This window comes from Bradyrhizobium sp. USDA 4452 (assembly GCF_054063575.1).
In genome coordinates, this window is record NZ_JBSSGK010000001.1 from 1,850,476 (window position 1) to 1,868,570 (window position 18,095).

The window sequence follows — 18,095 nt, forward strand, 5'->3', positions numbered from 1 at the left end:
GGGAAGACAACAAGTGGCACTCAAGAACGTCATTGGAATCGATCACGCCGTGGTCATGGTGAAGGACCTCGACAAGGCCGCCGAGAACTACAGGCGGCTCGGCTTCACCGTGTCGCCGCGCGGCACCCATAGCGCGCATATGGGATCGGGCAATTACACCATCATGTTCGACCCCGACTACATGGAATTGCTCGGCGTGCTGACGCCGACCGAACACAATGCGCCGGCGCGCGCCTTCCTCGAGAAGCGCGGCGAAGGCATCGAACGCATCGCGTTCACCGCCGTCGATTCCACCGCCGGTGCCGAGGAGATCCGCGCGCGCGGCTATCCGCCGGTCGGGCCGACCGATTTCGAGCGCCCAGTGACCTTGCCGAACGGCACCGTCTCGGCGGCGAAATTCCGCACCTTCCAGTGGCCGACCGCCGAGGCGCCGGGCGGCGTCCGGATCTTCGCCTGCCAGCACAAGACCCGCGAGACGGTGTGGATTCCCGAATTGATGACGCACGCCAATGGGGCAAAACGTCTCAAGCAGGTGCTGATCGTCTCGCCCGATCCCGCAACCGACGCCGCGCATCTCTCCAGGATGATCGATATCGCGGTCAGGAATGATTCCGACAGTGCGGTTGCGGTGCCGTCCGGCGGCGATCGCGCCGAACTCGTGTTCCTGACCAGGGACCAGCTCGGCAAGCGCTATCCCGGCGTATCGCTGGATGGCCTGCCCGAGCGCGGCGGCGCCGGTCTCGTGATCGCGGCCGACCTCGCCGCCACCGAGAAGGCGCTGGGCTCTGCCGGCGTCAAGAGCAGCGGCGGCATCACCGTGCCGCCGGCGGCGGCGAACGGCACCCTGCTCGCCTTCGTCAAGGCATAACTGCCATACCATGCGCGGCGCAACGTTATGCAGCGGCGCCGCGCATGTGGGGGCTAGGCACGGAAAGTTGAGACGCTAGTATCTCTCCCAAACAAGAACCGTCCTGGGAGGGAAGAATGTCGCATCACCTGATCTCGCGCCGGCAGATGCTTGCCGGCACCGCCGCCGCGGGCGCCGTTGGATTGACCGGTTTTCCGGCCCGTGCCGAGGTCAACTGGAAGAAATATTCCGGCACCACGCTGGAAGTCAGCCTCGTCAAGGGACCGCGCGGCGACAATCTGCAAAAATACATCAAGGAATTCACCGAGCTCACCGGCATCAAGGTCGAATCCGAGCAGGTCCCCGAGCAGCAGCAGCGCCAGAAATGCGTGATCGAGCTGTCGTCGGGCAAGCCGAGCTTCGACGTCGTGCATCTGAGCTATCACGTGCAGAAGCGGCAATTCGAGAAGGCCGGCTGGCTCGCCGACATGTCGGGCTACCTCAAGGATCCGAGCATGACGCTGCCGGACCTCGTCGAGAGCGATTTCTCGGCCGCCGGCCTGCAATATGCGCGCAACGACAAGGGCCAGATGCTGTCGCTGCCATGGTCGGTCGACTATTTCATCCTCTACTACAACAAGGAGCTGTTCCAGAAGAAGGGCGTCGAGGTCCCGAAGACGCTGGATGAGATGGTGGTCGCCGCCGAAAAGCTGACCGATCCCAAGGAAGGCATCTACGGCTTCGTCGGCCGCGGCCTGCGCAACGCCAACATGGCGATGTGGACCAACTTCTATCTGAACTATGGCGGCGAATTCCTCGATGCCAAGGGCAACATCCTGACCGACGGCCCCGAGGCGATCGAGGCCACGAAACTCTATCAGCGGCTGCTGACGAAATGCGCGCCGCCCGGCGTCGCCGGCTTCAACTGGATGGAGTCGATGGCCTCGTTCACACAAGGCCGCGCGGCGATGTGGATCGACGCCGACGGCTGGGCGCCGCCACTGGAAGACCCCGCCGCCTCGCGCGTCGTCGGCAAGGTCGGCTACACGCTGGTGCCCGCCGGCCCCAAGGGCAAGTTCTCCTCGACCTATGGCGACGGCGTCGGCATCGCCGCGGCCAGCAAGAACAAGGAAGCCGCCTATCTGCTCTGCCAATGGGTGGTTTCGAAGGGACAGGGCGCGCGCCTGCTGCAGGCCGGCGGCGGCGTGCCGTTCCGCAATTCGATCGTCGACGACGCCGAGGTCGCCAAGGGCGTCAAGACCAAGGAATGGCTGCAATCGGTGGTCGATTCCGCCAAGATCTCGAAGCTCGGCCTGCCCGTCATCATCCCGGTCGCCGAATTCCGCGACATCGTCGGCGCGGCGCTGACCGCGACCCTGTCGGGCGCCGATCCCGCCACCGAGTTGAAGAAGGCACACGAGCAATTCCGCCCCATCCTGGAGCGCAGTGAAAAAGCGTGAGCGTGGTGACACAGGCTGAGCTGGCGGCGGTCGAGAACCAGCCGCCGGCGCGTGAATGGCGGCCGCCGTCCTACTGGCCGTTCGTGATCCCGGCACTCGTCGTGGTGCTGGCGGTGATCATCTTTCCATGGGTGTTCACGATCTGGATGAGCCTGCAGGAATGGAAGGTCGGCTCGCCGACCGTCTTCGTCGGGCTCGCCAACTATTTGCGGCTGCCGACCGATCCGCGCTTCGTCGAGGCGGTCGGGCACACGCTGTCCTACACCGCGCTGTCGGTGGTGCTGCCGCTGGTGTTCGGCACGCTGGCGGCGGTGGTGTTTCATCAGAAATTCGCCGCGCGCGGCTTCCTGCGCGGCATCTTCATCATGCCGATGATGGCGACCCCGGTGGCGATCGCGCTGGTGTGGACCATGATGTTCCACCCGCAGCTCGGCATCCTGAACTATCTGCTGTCGCTGGTCGGCCTGCCGCCGCAGCTCTGGGTGTTCAACCCGACGACGGTGATCCCCTCGCTGGTGCTGGTCGAGACCTGGCAATGGACGCCGCTGGTGATGCTGATCGTGCTCGGCGGCCTCGCCGCGATCCCGACCGAGCCCTATGAGAGCGCGCAGATCGACGGCGCCAATTTCTGGCAGGTGTTCCGCTTCATCACGCTTCCTCTCATCATGCCGTTCCTGTTCATCGCCGGGATGATCCGCATGATCGACGCGGTGAAGAGCTTCGACATCATCTTCGCGATCACGCAAGGCGGACCGGGATCGGCGTCGGAGACCATCAACGTCTATCTCTACAGCGTCGCCTTCGTCTATTACGACCTCGGCTACGGCTCGGCGATCGCGGTGGTGTTCTTCCTGCTGATCGTGGCGCTGGCGGCGCTGCTGCTCTACTTGCGCAAGCGCCTGCTGTGGACGTCGCAGCTCGGGAGCGAGGCATGAACCCGCGCGCTATCCTCGGCCGGATCGGGCTGTGGCTGTCGGTGTTCGTCATCGTCTCGCCGGCGATCCTGTTCTTCCTCTGGATGGCCTCGCTGTCGCTGAAATTCGAGATCGACAACGCCTCCTATCCGCCGGTGTTCATCCCGGAGCATTTCGCCTGGAGGAACTATGCCGATGTGTTCGCATCCAACCGCTTCCTGACCTATTTCAGCAACAGCCTCGTCGTCACCGGCTGCGCCACCGCGCTTGCGATGCTGGTCGGCGTGCCCGCGGGCTACGGCATTGCGCGGATGGCCGCACATAAATCGGCGATCGTGATCCTGATCGCGCGCATCACGCCGGGCCTCTCGTATCTGATCCCGCTGTTCCTGCTGTTCCAGTGGCTCGGCCTGCTCGGCACGCTGGTGCCGCAGATCATCATCCACCTCGTGGTCACGGTGCCGATCGTGATCTGGATCATGATCGGCTATTTCGAGACCACGCCGCTGGAGCTCGAGGAAGCCGCGCTGATCGACGGCGCCACGCGCTGGCAGGTGTTCCGCCATGTCGCGCTGCCGATCGCGAGGCCCGGGCTCGCGGTCGCCTTCATCCTCGCGGTGATCTTCTCCTGGAACAACTTCGTCTTCGGCATCGTGCTGGCCGGGCGCGAGACCCGCACGCTGCCGGTCGCGGTCTACAACATGATCTCGTTCGACCAGCTGAGCTGGGGCCCGCTCGCCGCCGCAGCGCTGATCGTGACGGCACCGGTGCTGCTGCTCACCGTGATGGCGCAGCGCCAGATCGTCGCCGGTCTCACCGCGGGCGCGGTGAAAGGCGGCTAGGGCAAGATGATGATATCGGGCTGTCGCAGGGGGCCGCTGCCAAAATATCGAAAACAACCCCATGCACAGTAGCTGGCGGCAGCCGGTGCTCGATCAGGCAACTTGACACGTCGGGCAACTCAGGGATATATTTCTAATATTCCGAAATTGTGCGGCAGGCTGCGCTTACCCAAGGGTGAGGTGAACTTCTGCCGCCGCTCCGCCGGGCCAGTAGCCCGGATGCAGCGCAGCGCAATCCGGGATTCCGGGCCGCGGAGACCGGTCCCGGATTTCGCTGCGCTGCATCCGGGCTACGAACTCTTCTCCTTTCCGCAAGCGTAAGAGGATCGGAGTGTCTTCGCCGTCGCACGCTCCAGCCAGCCAGTGCCTCCAGCAGCGCGGCTGAATCGGCGACCCAGCCAAAGATCCCGCCCTGGGCCCCGATCATCTTCAGGCCCATCTCGTCGAATTCCGGGAAGTAGGATGCGCAGCCGTCAGAGATCACGACGCAGCGTTAGCCGCGGTCGTTGGCCGCCGCGGTGTTGACAGCGGCGCGGGATCCGACGTCTCGGTCTCCGCCTTTGGGCCGTTAGCCGATGCGCAGAAATGAAGAAACCGCGAACCGAGGCCAGCTTCTCACATAAAGATTGCGATCGCAGCGAACGCAAATGGGGTTAGTCCCAAGATCACAATGCTCGCCGTATAAAGGATTTCGTCGTCCATGAGACAACTCCCGCGTCTTGGAGCTGAATCATACTGCTCAAGGCATCAGACAATTTTGAGCCGCGTCAAATCTTTGGAGTCCTCTTACTCAGTCTTGGGCGTTGAGTTTCCCGCTCTCCCAGCTGAATTCGCCGGAATTCTTAAGCCGAACCCTGACGCGCGGCAGATGAGAACACTTCGCGGGACGGCTATCCGCGTTGTGTCGACGAGCCGCGCAAGGCACTGGCCAGCCGACGAGTGAGGCAACGGCGTCCGCTCTTCCCTCGCAAGCGCTGCATGCCTCCGCTTGATATGAATCAAGCAATCCCTTGAATTTCCGGAATTACACTCCCGCAAGGCTGGTCAGGAGAAATGCAATATGAGCACCATCAGGTGGATCATTTCCGCTGCTCCGGAAATCTTCTTGCTGTTGGCCATTGCCGTCGGCACGATCCTGGGCCGCGTCAAGATTCACGGATTTGCGATCGGGACCACGGCATGTGTTCTCGTCGTGGCGGTGCTGATCGGGCAGTTTGGCAGCTTTGCATTCCCTCCCGTGCTCCGCGTCATCCTCTTCAGCCTCTTTGTATTCACGATCGGCTACCGCTCCGGGCCTGAGTTCTTCGCTTCGCTCAGCCTGCGTACGCTGGCGCAGGTCGCGATGGCGCTGGTGCTGGGAGGCACCGGGCTTCTGATCGTGCTTGCGTTCGCATTCAGCTTCAGACTTGATCCTGGCACGGCATCGGGAATCGCCGCGGGTGCGCTGACGCAATCCTCCGTTATCGGCACCGCGTCGGGCGCGCTGGCCCAGCTCGGCCTGCCAGACGACGTGCTGAAGCAGCAGGAAGCCAATATCGCAGCCGGCTACGCCGTCACCTATGTGCTCGGCTACATTCTGACACTGCTATTTGTACCGTTCGTCGCACCGAAGCTGATGCGCGTCGACCTTAAAGCCGAGGCCAAGAAGCTGGAAGCCGAGCTTGCCGGGGGCGAAGCACCGCCAGCCGAAAATCTCTCGTACCGGAAGTTTCAAGCTCGCGCCTATCTCGTGTCGACCGCCGCTGGGCGATCGGTCAAATCGATTGAGGAGCAAATCGGCAGCCGAACCGTCGTTGAACGCATCGTTCGTCAAGGGATCGACATAGAGCCGCATCTGGACACCGCGCTGGAGGCTGGCGACAACATCGTCATCGCCGGACGCACCGCAGCCCTCGTCGCCGCCAGACCTATCATAGGCAACGAAATCGACGCCGACGAGATCCTCAAGGCAATTCCCGGCAATGTGATCGAAGTGCTGGTCGACAATCGCAAGCTTCACGGTCGGTCGCTCAGAGACGTGGCCGAACAGGTCGGCGGCAATGCGCGCGGCGTCTTCCTGCGTGCGCTGACGCGGATGGGCCGCGAAGTGCCGTTGAGCGCGGATACGCGTGTCTATGTGGGTGACGTCATGACGTTGGTCGGCAGCACAAGGAATATCGAGCGAGCCGCCGGCAACGTCGGCCAGATCCTGCGGACAGGCGACCGCGCCGATATCGCCTTCCTTGCCGCCGGTATCGCCGTCGGCCTGCTGGCGGGTCTTGCCAGTATTAAAGTTGGCGGCGTCGCGCTCACTCTTGGTGGCGGCGGCGGCGCGCTGATCGCCGGCCTCGTCTGCGGCTGGTTGCGTTCGCGCCGGCCAACCATAGGCGCGCTGCCGCCGGCCGCGCAGCAAACGCTGATCGATGTCGGACTGGGCGGCTTCATCGCGGCGATAGGTCTTGGCAACGGCGCAGCCGCCTGGACCGCGATACAGGCGCACGGCCTGATGCTTGTCGGCATGGGCCTTGTCATTACCATCGTGCCACTGGTGGTCGCCACACTGTTTGCCTTTTACGTGCTACGCATGAATCCCGTGGTGACCTGCGGCGCGCTGGCAGGCGCGATGACCGTCGATGCCGCCGTAACCGGCGCCTGCGAGATGGCGGAGAGCCAGACCCCGGTCCTCGGCGTTGCCGTTCCCTACGCCGTTGGCAATGTGATCTTGACCGTGCTCGGCCCGATCATCGTGGCCAGCACATATGGCGGCTGAGGGCTTGTCACATCGTCTGCTGTCTGATCGATTTCGTCGGCCGGAGCGATTGATGTTCGGCTTCGGAGCGTTGCCGCGAAGTCCGGTTGGACCATAAGCCAACAACAGGACGTTACCCGGCCGCGCGCCCCACGTGGAAGCGGAGTTGATCTCGCTCAAGTTGGCCGGCGGTGGGTGGGCTAATCAGAAAGCGCGTAGCCCCCACTACGCGAGCAATACCCTGCCCCAGGGCCGCTGGCTTCCCCAAGGGCCGGCGGCCTTTTTGTCTGGATTGACGCGGAGCCCTTTGGTGCTAACAGCAGCGGAATGCCGAGACTTGGCCCGGAGCTACAGGAGTCAATCAAAAGACCGCGCAGTCTCCCCAAAGCAGGCGAATGTGCTGCGTAACATCGCCAACAGCCTTTCGGGGCTCGCAAAACAACTCGAGATGCTAGCCGATGATGAACAAGAAGGCCTGGGCCGGGGAGCCAGACCATCAGAGTTCGGCCGCTGCGTGCTGTTGGCGCGCGTGGGCGTTGCTAACGAGGAAGCATTCTAGAGCATGATCCGGAAAAGTGTGAAGCGGTTTTCCGAGAAGATCATGCTCAAACAAGGAGCTAAAGCGCGATGACGATTCAACTCAATCTCATCGCGCTTTAACCAGTCAGTGCCTGCAGCACCGCGGCTGAATCGGTGACCCAACCAAAGATGCCGCCCTGGGCCTTGATCATCTTCAGGCCCATCTCGTGGAATTCCGGGAAGTAGGACGCGCAGCCGTCGGAGATCACGACGCAGCGGTAGCCGCGGTCGTTGGCCTCGCGCACCGTGGTGTTGACGCAGACCTCGGTGGTGACGCCGCAGACCAGGAGATTCTCGATGCCGTATTTCTGCAGGATGTCGCCGAATTCGGTGGCGTAGAACGCGCCCTTGCCCGACTTGTCGATCACGATCTCGCTCTCGAGCGGATAAAGCTCGGGGATGATGTCGTGTCCGGCCTCGCCGCGGATCAGGATCCGCCCCATCGGTCCGGGATCGCCGATCCGCAGCGACGGCGCGCCGCGCTCGACTTTCGCCGGCGGCGCATCGGAGAGATCGGGCAGATGGCCCTCGCGGGTATGGACCACGAGCAAGCCGGCGTCACGCACTGCCGCGAGCACCGCGGCGATCGGCTGCACCGCACGGGCAAGCTGGCTGACGTCGTTGCCGAGCGTTTCGCCGAAGCCGCCCGGCTCCATGAAATCGCGCTGCATGTCGATGATGACGAGCGCGGTCCTGCTCCAGTCCAGCGTGATCGGCGCCGGCTCCGCCGCGATTGTCCCGCTTGAATTCGCCATGACGCACACCCCGACTGCGAGAAGACCTGCGCCTGATTAAGCAAACCGCGTGCCATCGCGCAATGATACGCCCGCCGACCGCAACGCCCGAAACGTCCGGCATCTCAATCTGTTGGGACACGCGCGCAGCCGTTCTCCGCGCCATCCTCCCGCGCTCTCACCGGCACCTGATTTGCCGGTCGTTCGATCTTGCTGGCATGATCGTTGCTAACCGGAAGCCGGACGGGAAGCCCGACCGAACGAAAACCATCGTTCGCGAAAGACAGCCCATTTCAAACAGGCGGGAGGACAGGCATGAATGGACTTGGCGGCCTCAACAAATCACCCAACGGCGTGGTGATCGGACTGGTGCAGCTGCAGCTGCCCGCGGTCGCGACCAAGGCCGATCTGGCACGGCAGACCGAGCGCATCGTCTGGATGGTCGGCAAGGCGCGGCGCAATCTCGCCACCATGGATCTGGTCGTCTTCCCGGAGTATTCGCTGCATGGTTTATCGATGGATACCAACCCGGAGATCATGTGCCGGCTCGACGGGCCTGAAGTTGCGGCGTTCAAGATGGCCTGCATCGACAACAAGATCTGGGGCTGCTTCTCCATCATGGAGTTCAATCCGCACGGCAACCCCTACAATTCCGGGCTGATCATCGACGATCACGGCGAGATCAAGCTCTACTACCGCAAATTCCATCCCTGGATTCCGGTCGAGCCGTGGGAGCCGGGCGACATCGGCATTCCCGTGATCGACGGGCCGAAGGGCGCGAAGATCGCGCTGATCATCTGCCACGACGGCATGTTCCCGGAGATGGCCCGCGAATGCGCCTACAAGGGCGCCGAGATCATGATCCGCACCGCAGGCTACACCGCGCCGATCCGCGACAGCTGGCGCTTCACCAACCAGGCCAACGCGTTCCAGAACCTGATGGTGACGGCCAATGTCTGCATGTGCGGCTCGGACGGCTCGTTCGATTCGATGGGCGAAGGCATGATCGTCAATTTCGACGGCAGCATCATCGCGCACGGGACCACGGGGCGGGCCGACGAGATCATCACCGCCGAGGTGCGGCCCGACCTCGTGCGCGAGGCGCGGATCAACTGGGGCGTCGAGAACAACATCTATCAACTCTGGCACCGCGGCTATGTCGCGGTGAAGGGCGGCGCGATGGATTGCCCCTACACCTTCATGCAGGACATGGTGTCCGGCCGCTTCCGCCTGCCCTGGGAAGACCAGGTCAAGATCACCGACGGCACGTCCTGCGGCTTTCCTGCACCGACCCGGCTGTTCGGCAAGACCGCGAAGGCCGCCGAGTAGCGCCCCCTCGCGGCTACTTGAAGAAGTGCACGAGGCCGATGCTCAGGGCCAGCAGCAGCATCAGCGACAGCGTGACGGCCGCCGTCACGCGGCCGCCGACGGTCGAGAGCACGCGCACATCGACGCCGAGCCCGAGCGCGGCCATCGACACCACGGTGAGAATCGCGGCCGTCTTCGTCACCGGCGCGATTGCGATGTCGGGCACCAGCTGGAACGAACGCAGGGCGGCCAGCACCAAAAAGCCGATGATGAACCAGGGCACCAGCTTGAACGGGCTGATCGCGGCTGCCTTTGCAGGACCCTCCTCGGCCGTGCCGGCCTCGGTGCCTGCCTTGCGCCGCCGCGCCACGAGCAGCGAAAGGGTAACCACGATCGGGCCCAGCATCAGGACGCGCACCAGCTTCACCAGCGTGCCGATCTGGGTCGAGACGATGCCGGCCGGCACGGTCGCCGCCAGCACCTGCGGCACGGCATAGACCGTGAGGCCGGCGAGGATGCCGTATTGCGTCGCCGTCAGCTTCAAGAGCGGGATCAGCAGCGGCAGGCCGAGCACCATCAGCACGCCGAGAATGGCGGTGAACGAGATCGACGAGGCGATGTCATCGCCATCGGCCTCGATCACCGGCGCTACCGCCGCAATCGCGGAGTTGCCGCAGATCGAGTTGCCGCAGGCGATCAGGATCGCGAGCTTGGCCTTGAGCCCGAGCAGGCGGGCGAGGCCATAGCTCACCGCCAGCATGATGACGACGGTCAGCGCGATCGCGCCGATCAGGAGCCAGCCCGAGGCCAGGATCGCGGCGAAGCTGATGGACGCGCCGAGCAGCATCACCGCGACCTCGAGCAGCTGCTTGGCGCTGAAGGCGATGCCCGAGCGCCAGCGCTCCGCGGGCTCCCAGGCGGTGCGGACCGCCATGCCGAGCAGGATCGCAACGACCAGGGCCTCGATATAGGGGTGCTCGAAAACCCGCTCTTCGGCGGCCTGGATGCCGAGCGAGACAATCGTGACCACCCCGCAGAGCAGAATGCCCGGAATGAGCAGGAATACGCGCCTCAGCACGCCCTGCTTCTGCCCCTGGTCTTGTTCTTGTTGCGGCACGAAATCCTCTTTTCAGAGAAGATTTTATGCGCCTACGGGCGCCTCTTGGCTAATATCTTTTCGAACTGCCCCGATAGAGAGAAGTTATGTCCCTCAACCTGCACCTGCTCCGCCTGTTCGCGGCCGTGGCGAGAACTGGAAGCTTCTCCCGCGCCGCCGATCTGCTGCACATCAGCCAGCCGGCGATCTCCAAGGGCGTGCGGGATTTCGAACTGCAGGTCGGCTGCCGGCTGCTCGACCGCACCCCGAAGGGCGTGCGCCCGACCCGCGAGGGCGCGGCGCTGGCCCGCCATGCCGAGACGCTGTTCGCGGCCGAGCGCGCCGCCGAGGACGAATTGCAGGCGCTGCGCAACCTCGACAGCGGCTCGCTGCGGATCGGCGCCAGCACCACGATCGCGACCTACATGATCCCGGAATATCTCGGCGTGTTCCACCGCGCCTTTCCCGGCATCGACCTGCATGTCGTCAGCGCCAACACCTCTGATATTGCCGCGTTGATGCTGGGGCATGAGATCGAGATCGCGCTGGTCGAGGGGCCGGTCGAGGACGAAAACCTGACCAGCGAAGCCTGGCGCGCCGACGTGATGGTCTTGATCGCAGCGCCCGATCACCGCTTCGCGGCCGCCGCAGGCCCGATCGACGTCCGGTCACTGAACGACGAGATCCTGATCGTGCGTGAGCCCGGCTCGGGCACGCGCGAGGTGGTCGCGCAGGCGCTCGCCGCTCACCGCGTCGAGCCGCAGCGCACGCTCGAGATCGGCAGCACCGAGGCGATCAAGCAGGCGGTGGCCTCAGGCGTCGGCGTCGCCATCGTGTCGATCGCGACCATCGACGATCAGGTGAAGCTCGGAAAGCTGAAGGTGATCCCGATCAAGGGCGTCCATATCGAACGCACGCTATGGCAGCTCAAATCGCCCGGCCGGCTCGACGTGCCGGCGGCGGTGGCGTTCGAGGGGATCATTCGGGAGACGCGGGCCGCGAAGACGGCGCCGCGCATGCCGGCGGCTAAAGCGCGGCGAACAGACCCTGCGCCCACGCAATCGCGTGCTCGAAGCTGAACACGCCGGGCTCGAAATAGACCGCGCGCGCCAGCACGATGCCGACCACCAGCACCCAGAACACGCTGGTGCCCGCGGTCTTCAGCCATTTCGACAGGCCCTCGCTCGCGGCCGAGGAATCGACCGCGGGAACCGGCTCACCGAAGGGCTCGAATGCGGATTGGCTCATCGTCGTACCATCAAAGAATACCGCAACAATGTCGCGACGACGGGGGCAGAAGCAAGGGTCACGGAGTGCCTTTTGCGCCGGTACCTTGGAAGGACGTTTTCCAGCCCGAAAGCCGGAGAGCATTTCCTTCTCAGCCCGCCAGTCCGGCCTCAATGATCGATCGCGCGCTGCGGCGCCAGGCGCGGCAGCGTGATCCGCACGCTGGTTCCCATGCCCGGGGCGCTGTCCAGAAGGAGCTCGCCGCCCAGCCGGTTCGTGACGATGTTGTGCACGATGTGGAGGCCGAGCCCGATGCGGCCGATGTCGCGGCGCGTGGTGAAGAAGGGATCGAAGGCCTGCCGCAGCACGTCGTGGCTCATCCCGCAGCCATCGTCGGTGAACAGGATCTCCACCTGGTCGGTACCCAGCGCGCGCAGCCGGATCGTGATGGTGCCGCCCTTGCCGTCCGGAAATGCGTGCACGACCGAGTTGACGAACAGATTGGTCAGCGCCTGGCCGTACGGGCCGGGATAGCTGTTCATCGCAAGACCGGACGGGCAATCGACCCCGAGCGCCAGATTGTTCTTCGGCAAGGCCGGACGCAAATTCGAAAGCACCTGCTCGGTCATCTCGCCGAGATCGAACTGGCTGCGGTCGAAATAGCTGCGATCGACCGCCACCTGCTTGAAGGATTGCACCAGGTCCGCCGCGCGCTTGAGGTTGCCGACCAAAAGCGCCGACGCGCTTTCGACCACCTCGATGAAATCACTGAGGGTCGAGCGCTTCAGCTTGCCGCGCGCGGCCTCGGCGGCGAAGGCGGCGCATTTCTGCTCCAGCACCGAGGCGACCGTGAGGCTGGTGCCGACCGGACTGTTGATCTCATGCGCGACGCCGGCCACCAGCCTACCCAGCGCCGCAAGTTTTTCCGCTTCGATCAGCGACGCCTGGGTCTCCTGCAAATGATGCAAGGCCTTCTCGGCTGCATCGCGCGCGGCGCGGATCTCGCGTTCGCTGCGCTTGCGGTCGGTGATCTCTTCGGCCGCGACGTTGACCCCGACGATGCTGCCGTTCGGCTCGCGCTGCGGATGCCAATGCGTGATCCAGCATCGTTCGTCATTGTGGCCCGGACGCTGGCCGTACACCTCGACGCCGGTCACGGGTTCTCCGGTCTCCATGATCGAGCGAACGATGCCCTCGACCGCGGTGGCGAGTCCGGGCACGCAATCATGCACCGTGCGTCCGAGATGGCCTTCGACCGAGATGCCACATATCTCGGTGAGCCGCTGGTTGATCTGGAGGTAACGGCAATCCGGAGAGAGGTAAGCAAGACCGATCGGCGCCGTGTCATAGATCAGCTGCAGCGCCGGTTGCTTTGGGAACTGAACGTCCTGGACGACGGACGACTGCATGTCCTTCCCCCCGTTGACGCCAAGTCTAGCGGTTCACGATGTTCCCGCAATAGGCGGAGCCAAGCCGGCATTGGCGTCGGCCCTGTCCAGAATCGGCACGGGTTGAGGTTGGCGGAGCCGGGATCGGTACCTGCCGCCTCGCGGCGGCCTCAGCTATTCACTGTACCGTGCGCTCGGAAATTCTCGACGAGGCGCAGCAGCACGCGCGCGCCGGTGTCGGCGTCGGCGAGCTCGACATGCTCGGCGGGATTGTGGCTGATCCCGCCGCGGCAGCGCACGAAGATCATGCCGATATCGGCGACATCGACCATCGCCATGCCGTCGTGGCCGGCGCCGCTCGGCAGCTCGAACACGGCGTGCCCCTCGGCCGCGACCGCCGCGGCGATCTGCGTCTTGAGCCATGGCGCGCAGGGCACACTGTGGTTCTCGTGGGTGACGTCGATCTGCAAGGCGAGCTCGCGACGCCTTGCGATCGCCTCGATCTGCCGCACGATATCGGCGACAGCACGCTTGCGATGCGTGTCGCTCTGGGAGCGGATGTCCATTGTGAACGAGACCTTTCCGGGGATCACGTTGGTGGCGCCGGGCATGGCGTTGATGTAGCCGACGGTGCCGACCAGGCCGGCCTCGTCGCTCCTGCAGAATTGCTCGATCGCAACGATGCATTCGGCAGCGCCGGCCAGCGCATCGCGCCGCAGCTTCATCGGCACGGTGCCGGCGTGGCCGGCGACGCCGGTGAGATTGGCAGCGAGCCGCGTCGCGCCTGAAATCGCTGATACGACGCCGACCGGCAACGCGTTCTGTTCCAGCACCGGCCCCTGCTCGATGTGCAGCTCGACATAGCCGAGCAGCTCGCGGCGGGCGCGCGCCGCCTTGCCGATGTGATCGGGATCGAGCCCGAATTGAATCAGCGCATCGCGCATCGAGGTGCCGGCGCGATCGCGCGTGTTGAGCACGCTCTCGTCGAAGGTGCCGGCGACCGCGCGGCTGCCGAGCAGGGTCGAGGCGAAGCGCACGCCCTCCTCGTCGGCAAAACCCACGATCTCGATCGCGAACGGCAGCCGCCTGCCGCGCCGGTTGAGATCGGCGACGCAGGCGATCGCGGTGATGACACCGAGCGGGCCGTCCCACCGGCCGGCGTCGCGCACGGTGTCGTAGTGCGAACCGAGCATCAGGGCCGGCAGGCCTGGCCGCTCACCCTCGTAGCGGCCGCAGACATTGCCGATGGCGTCGAGATGCGCGCTCATGCCGGCCTCGCGCATCCACGACAGGATGAGATCGGCCGCCTTGCGATGCTCGTCGGTGAGGAAGACGCGCGCCAGATGCTCCGGCGTCTCGGAGATCGCCGCGAGTTGATCAATCCGCGCCACGATCTCCTCGCCAAGGGACGACGGATTCGAGGACGGTTTGGTCTCGCTCATGCTGTTTCCCATCAGTCCGCCCCGGCGCTGCAGCCCGCCTCACTCGTAGCAGGCCCGATCCGATTCACCAGCCGGCAAATCGCGGTTTGAGCATCCGTCCCATTAGGACTCGCATCGGCCGTCCGGCGGTTAGCGACTGCTTAACGGTATTGCATACAACACCGATAGATAGCTCGAAAAATAGGCAAATCGACGCCGATCGCGGTCCGAACCGCCACATGCCGTTCAACGTTCTATTTCATATTCAAACACTTATGGAATTGTGATCGCCAAACAGGCTCTGGCACGAAGCTTGCGACACTCCGTCAAGCGCCGCCGTTATGGCGGCTGCGGCAAGGACAGGCGGGCCGGCCCGCCGGAGGGAGCAGGCGATGGATTTTGGCAGGATTTCAAGAAGGCATTTATTGCAGGGAAGCGCAGCATTGGCGCTCGGCAGCACGCTCGGCGTTCGCGGCGCAGCGGCAGCGGAAACCACGGTCGGATTCATCTATGTCGGGTCGCGCGACGACTACGGCTACAACCAGGCCCACGCGCAGGGCGCCGCGGCGCTGAAGAAGCTTCCCGGCATCAAGGTGGTCGAGGAAGAGAAGGTGCCGGAGACCGATGCGGTCGAGAAGACCATCGAGTCCATGATCAACCTCGACGGTGCCACACTCTTGTTCCCGACCTCGTTCGGCTACTACAACCCGCACGTTCTCAAGATGGCGGCCAAATTTCCGAAGCTGCGCTTCGAGCATTGCGGCGGCCTGTGGTCAGACAAGGACCCGAAGAACGCCGGCAGCTATTTCGGCTACATCGACGAGGCGCAATACATCTCCGGCATCGTCGCCGGCTATTCGACCAAGAGCGGCAAGCTCGGCTTCGTCGCGGCCAAGCCGATCCCGCAGGTGCTGCGCAACATCAACGCGTTCACGCTCGGCGCCCGGCTCGCCAATCCCAAGGCGACCACGCAGGTGATCTTCACCGGCGACTGGTCGATGCCGGTTAAGGAAGCCGAGGCCACCAACAGCCTGATCGACCAGGGCGTCGACGTGCTGACCTGCCATGTCGACGGACCGAAGACGATGGTCGAGAACGCAGCGCGCCGCGGCGCGATGGTGTGCGGCTATCACGTCAACCAGTCGCCGCTGGCGCCGAAGGCCTATCTCACCGGCGCCGAATGGAATTGGGAAGCGCTCTATCCGAAATTCGTCAAGATGATCGTGGCTGGAGAGGCGATCCCGAACTTCTATCGCGGCGGCCTCAAGGAAGAGATCGTCAAGGTCTCGCCCTATGGCGAGATGGTCTCGGCGGAGGCGCGCAAAGCTGCCGACGACGTCAAGGCCAAGTTCATGTCCGGCGACTACACCATCTTCAAGGGTCCGATCGCCGACAACAAGGGCAAGACGGTGATTGCTTCCGGCACCGACCGCGGCCAGCAGGATCCCGAACTCGAGAAGATGGACTATCTGGTCGAGGGCGTGATCGGAGCCACCGCGTGACGACCGAGGCGGCGGAATCGGTGGAGGCGGCCGGCGTTGCTCCGGCCGCCGATCCCGGTTTCCTCCAGCGCTACGGCGCGAGCATCGAATACATCCTGATCCCGGGCGCGGCGCTGGTCGGCGCGCTCGCGGTGTTCGGCGGCTTCATCGCACTCTACGGCAAGAACCCGCTCGACCTCTATTTCTACATGTATTACGGCGCGTTCGGAACGTGGTTCTCCTGGCAGAACACGCTGACCCGCGCCGCGCCGTTGATCCTGACCGCGCTGTGCACGGCGCTGCCGGCGCAGCTCGGCATGGTGATCATCGGCGGCGAAGGCGCGCTGCTGATCGGCGCGCTGGCGGCGACATCGGCAGCGCTGGCGCTGCAGGGCGCGGCGCCGATCGTGGTGCAGGTCGCGATGGTCATCGCGGGCATGATCGGCGGCGGTCTCTGGATCACGCTGTCCGGGGGCTTGCGGCAATATCGCGGGGTCAACGAGACGATCTCGAGCCTGCTGCTGGTCTATATCGCGCTCGCGGTTCTGAACCATCTGGTCGAGGGACCGATGCGCGATCCGGCGAGCCTCAACAAGCCGTCGACCCGCGAGATCGGCGCCGCCAACATGATCGGCACCATTCCCGGCACCGACGTGCACTGGGGGCTGGTGTTCGGCCTTGTTGCGGCCGTCGCCGCCTACATCCTGATCTATCACACCACCTTCGGCTTCGCCGCGCGGGTTGCCGGCGGCAACATCCGCGCCGCCAAGATCGTCGGGCTCTCGGTCGGCAAGCTGATCCTGACCGTCTGCTTCCTTGCCGGCAGCAGCGCGGGCCTCGCCGGCATGATCGAGGTCGCGGCCGTGCAGGGCCGCACCAATGCCAACCTCGCGGCCGGCTACGGCTTCACCGGCATCCTTGTCGCGTTCCTGGCGCGGCAGAATCCGCTCGCGATCATTCCGGTGGCGATCCTGCTCGGCGGCATCTCGGCCTCCGGCGGCCTGTTGCAGCGGCGGCTCGGCCTGCCCGACGCCTCGGTGCTGGTGTTGCAAGGCATCATCTTCGTGTTCGTCCTGGCGAGCGACGCGCTCTACGGGCGGATCGGCTTCCTGAAGGGAAAGTCCTGACATGGCGGACGCATCGCTCGGGCTCTGGACCGTTCCGCTCGCCGTGTTCGGCGGCGCCATCCGCGTCTCGACGCCGTTCCTGTTCGTCAGCCTCGGCGAGTGCATCACCGAGCGAAGCGGCCGCATCAATCTCGGCCTCGAGGGCACGCTGGTGATGGGCGCGATGAGCGCCTACGGCATCTCCTATCTCTCCGGTTCGCCTTGGCTCGGCGTGCTCGCGGCCGGGATCACCGGCGCGCTGTTCGGCGCGCTGCATGCCGGCATCTGCTCGCTGCCGCGCGTCAACGACATCGCGGTCGGCATCGCGCTGATGCTGCTCGGAACTGGCTTGGCGTTCTTCCTCGGCAAGCCGCTGATCGAGCCGACCGCGGCACGGCTGCCGGCGATCGATTTCGGCTGGTGGAGCGACGTGCCGCAGGTGCGCGCGGCGCTGCGCATCAACGTGCTGTTCCTGATCGGCGTCGCGATCGCACCGCTGCTGTACTGGGCGTTCAAAACCACGCGCTGGGGCCTGTTGATCCGCACCGCCGGCGAGAGCGCCGACGCGGCGCGCGCGATGGGCCATTCCGTGTTATTGATCCGCTTGCGCGCCACCATGGTCGGCGGTTTCCTCGCCGGCATCGGCGGCTCGTTCCTGTCGTTGTTCTATCCCGGCAGCTGGAACGAAGGCCTCTCCTCCGGACAGGGCATCACGGCGGTGGCGCTGGTGATCTTCGCGCGTTGGGATCCGATGCTGTGCCTGTGGGCCTCGCTTGCGTTCGGCGGCGCCGCAGCCCTCGGGCCCGCGCTGCAATCGGTCGGCATCACCTCCGGCTATCATCTGTTCAACGCCGCGCCCTACATCCTCACCTTGGCGATCATGATCATTACCTGCTCGCCGAAGCGCACGCTGACCGGCGCGCCCGCCGAATTGTCGATCACCCGATAGAGCCAGCGAGATCAT

15 protein-coding genes and 1 pseudogene are annotated in these 18,095 nt (G+C 64.6%); 10 read left to right on the plus strand and 6 right to left on the minus strand.

Going from position 1 to position 18,095, the window contains the following annotated elements:
- Nucleotides 1-13: 13 nt before the first annotated feature.
- From ACVISU_RS08805 to ACVISU_RS08820, 4 genes are all read left to right on the plus strand, one after another.
- A complete protein-coding gene (locus tag ACVISU_RS08805) occupies nt 14-868 on the plus strand; it encodes a VOC family protein (RefSeq protein WP_456706670.1) in 855 nt (284 codons plus the stop codon).
- 116 nt (nt 869-984) lie between these two features.
- Nucleotides 985-2,307, plus strand: a complete 1,323-nt coding sequence (locus ACVISU_RS08810; RefSeq protein ID WP_456706671.1) for an ABC transporter substrate-binding protein — start codon at nt 985-987, stop codon at nt 2,305-2,307.
- On the plus strand, nt 2,304-3,242 hold the full coding sequence (locus ACVISU_RS08815; RefSeq protein WP_050404235.1) for a carbohydrate ABC transporter permease: 939 nt from the start codon (nt 2,304-2,306) through the stop codon (nt 3,240-3,242). Before ACVISU_RS08810 ends, ACVISU_RS08815 begins: the two co-directional genes overlap by 4 nt.
- A complete protein-coding gene (locus ACVISU_RS08820; RefSeq protein ID WP_050404234.1) occupies nt 3,239-4,063 on the plus strand; it encodes a carbohydrate ABC transporter permease in 825 nt (274 codons plus the stop codon). The genes ACVISU_RS08815 and ACVISU_RS08820 overlap by 4 nt, the downstream gene beginning before the upstream one ends.
- Nucleotides 4,064-4,424: 361 nt before the next feature.
- Here ACVISU_RS08820 and ACVISU_RS08825 read toward each other — a convergent pair.
- Nucleotides 4,425-4,592: pseudogene (locus tag ACVISU_RS08825) on the minus strand (cysteine hydrolase); the annotation flags it as partial.
- Between the two features lie 531 nt (nt 4,593-5,123).
- Here ACVISU_RS08825 and ACVISU_RS08830 point away from each other — a divergent pair.
- The gene (locus tag ACVISU_RS08830; RefSeq protein WP_456706672.1) at nt 5,124-6,812 is read left to right on the plus strand and encodes an aspartate:alanine exchanger family transporter; all 1,689 of its coding nucleotides are present in this window, start codon (nt 5,124-5,126) and stop codon (nt 6,810-6,812) included.
- A gap of 635 nt (nt 6,813-7,447) precedes the next feature.
- On the opposite strand, the gene ACVISU_RS08835 is transcribed toward ACVISU_RS08830, so the two are convergent.
- Nucleotides 7,448-8,125 (minus strand): cysteine hydrolase family protein, encoded by a 678-nt coding sequence (locus ACVISU_RS08835; RefSeq protein WP_456706673.1) that lies wholly within the window; start codon nt 8,123-8,125, stop codon nt 7,448-7,450.
- Nucleotides 8,126-8,419: 294 nt separating this feature from the next.
- Here ACVISU_RS08835 and ACVISU_RS08840 point away from each other — a divergent pair, with 294 nt between their 5' ends.
- Nucleotides 8,420-9,433, plus strand: a complete 1,014-nt coding sequence (locus ACVISU_RS08840; RefSeq protein WP_050404231.1) for a formamidase — start codon at nt 8,420-8,422, stop codon at nt 9,431-9,433.
- A 13-nt stretch (nt 9,434-9,446) separates the two neighbouring features.
- Here the strand turns inward: ACVISU_RS08840 and ACVISU_RS08845 are convergent, their stop codons facing one another.
- Entirely contained in the window at nt 9,447-10,529 is a 1,083-nt protein-coding gene (locus ACVISU_RS08845; RefSeq protein WP_050404230.1) for a YeiH family protein, read from the minus strand.
- Nucleotides 10,530-10,615: 86 nt separating this feature from the next.
- Here ACVISU_RS08845 and ACVISU_RS08850 point away from each other — a divergent pair, with 86 nt between their 5' ends.
- Complete coding sequence (locus ACVISU_RS08850) at nt 10,616-11,587, plus strand: LysR substrate-binding domain-containing protein (protein WP_456706674.1); 972 nt, start codon at nt 10,616-10,618, stop codon at nt 11,585-11,587.
- Here ACVISU_RS08850 and ACVISU_RS08855 read toward each other — a convergent pair.
- The 3 genes from ACVISU_RS08855 to ACVISU_RS08865 form a co-directional block, all read right to left on the minus strand.
- Nucleotides 11,535-11,756, minus strand: a complete 222-nt coding sequence (locus tag ACVISU_RS08855) for a hypothetical protein (RefSeq protein WP_050404228.1) — start codon at nt 11,754-11,756, stop codon at nt 11,535-11,537. The genes ACVISU_RS08850 and ACVISU_RS08855 overlap by 53 nt on opposite strands.
- Before the next feature lie 149 nt (nt 11,757-11,905).
- Complete coding sequence (locus ACVISU_RS08860) at nt 11,906-13,144, minus strand: ATP-binding protein (protein ID WP_456706675.1); 1,239 nt, start codon at nt 13,142-13,144, stop codon at nt 11,906-11,908.
- Between the two features lie 149 nt (nt 13,145-13,293).
- On the minus strand, nt 13,294-14,565 hold the full coding sequence (locus tag ACVISU_RS08865) for an allantoate amidohydrolase (RefSeq protein ID WP_456706676.1): 1,272 nt from the start codon (nt 14,563-14,565) through the stop codon (nt 13,294-13,296).
- A gap of 371 nt (nt 14,566-14,936) precedes the next feature.
- On the opposite strand from ACVISU_RS08865, the gene ACVISU_RS08870 reads away from it, so the two are divergent.
- The 3 genes from ACVISU_RS08870 to ACVISU_RS08880 are packed head-to-tail and all read left to right on the plus strand — an operon-like array spanning nt 14,937 to nt 18,080.
- Nucleotides 14,937-16,046, plus strand: coding sequence for a BMP family ABC transporter substrate-binding protein (locus ACVISU_RS08870; RefSeq protein ID WP_456706677.1), 1,110 nt, complete (start codon nt 14,937-14,939; stop codon nt 16,044-16,046).
- Nucleotides 16,043-17,152, plus strand: a complete 1,110-nt coding sequence (locus ACVISU_RS08875) for an ABC transporter permease (protein ID WP_456706678.1) — start codon at nt 16,043-16,045, stop codon at nt 17,150-17,152. Before ACVISU_RS08870 ends, ACVISU_RS08875 begins: the two co-directional genes overlap by 4 nt.
- Nucleotide 17,153: 1 nt before the next feature.
- Nucleotides 17,154-18,080: an ABC transporter permease gene (locus ACVISU_RS08880; RefSeq protein ID WP_063695580.1), complete on the plus strand. Its 927-nt coding sequence runs from the start codon at nt 17,154-17,156 to the stop codon at nt 18,078-18,080.
- The last annotated feature ends 15 nt before the right edge of the window (nt 18,081-18,095 follow it).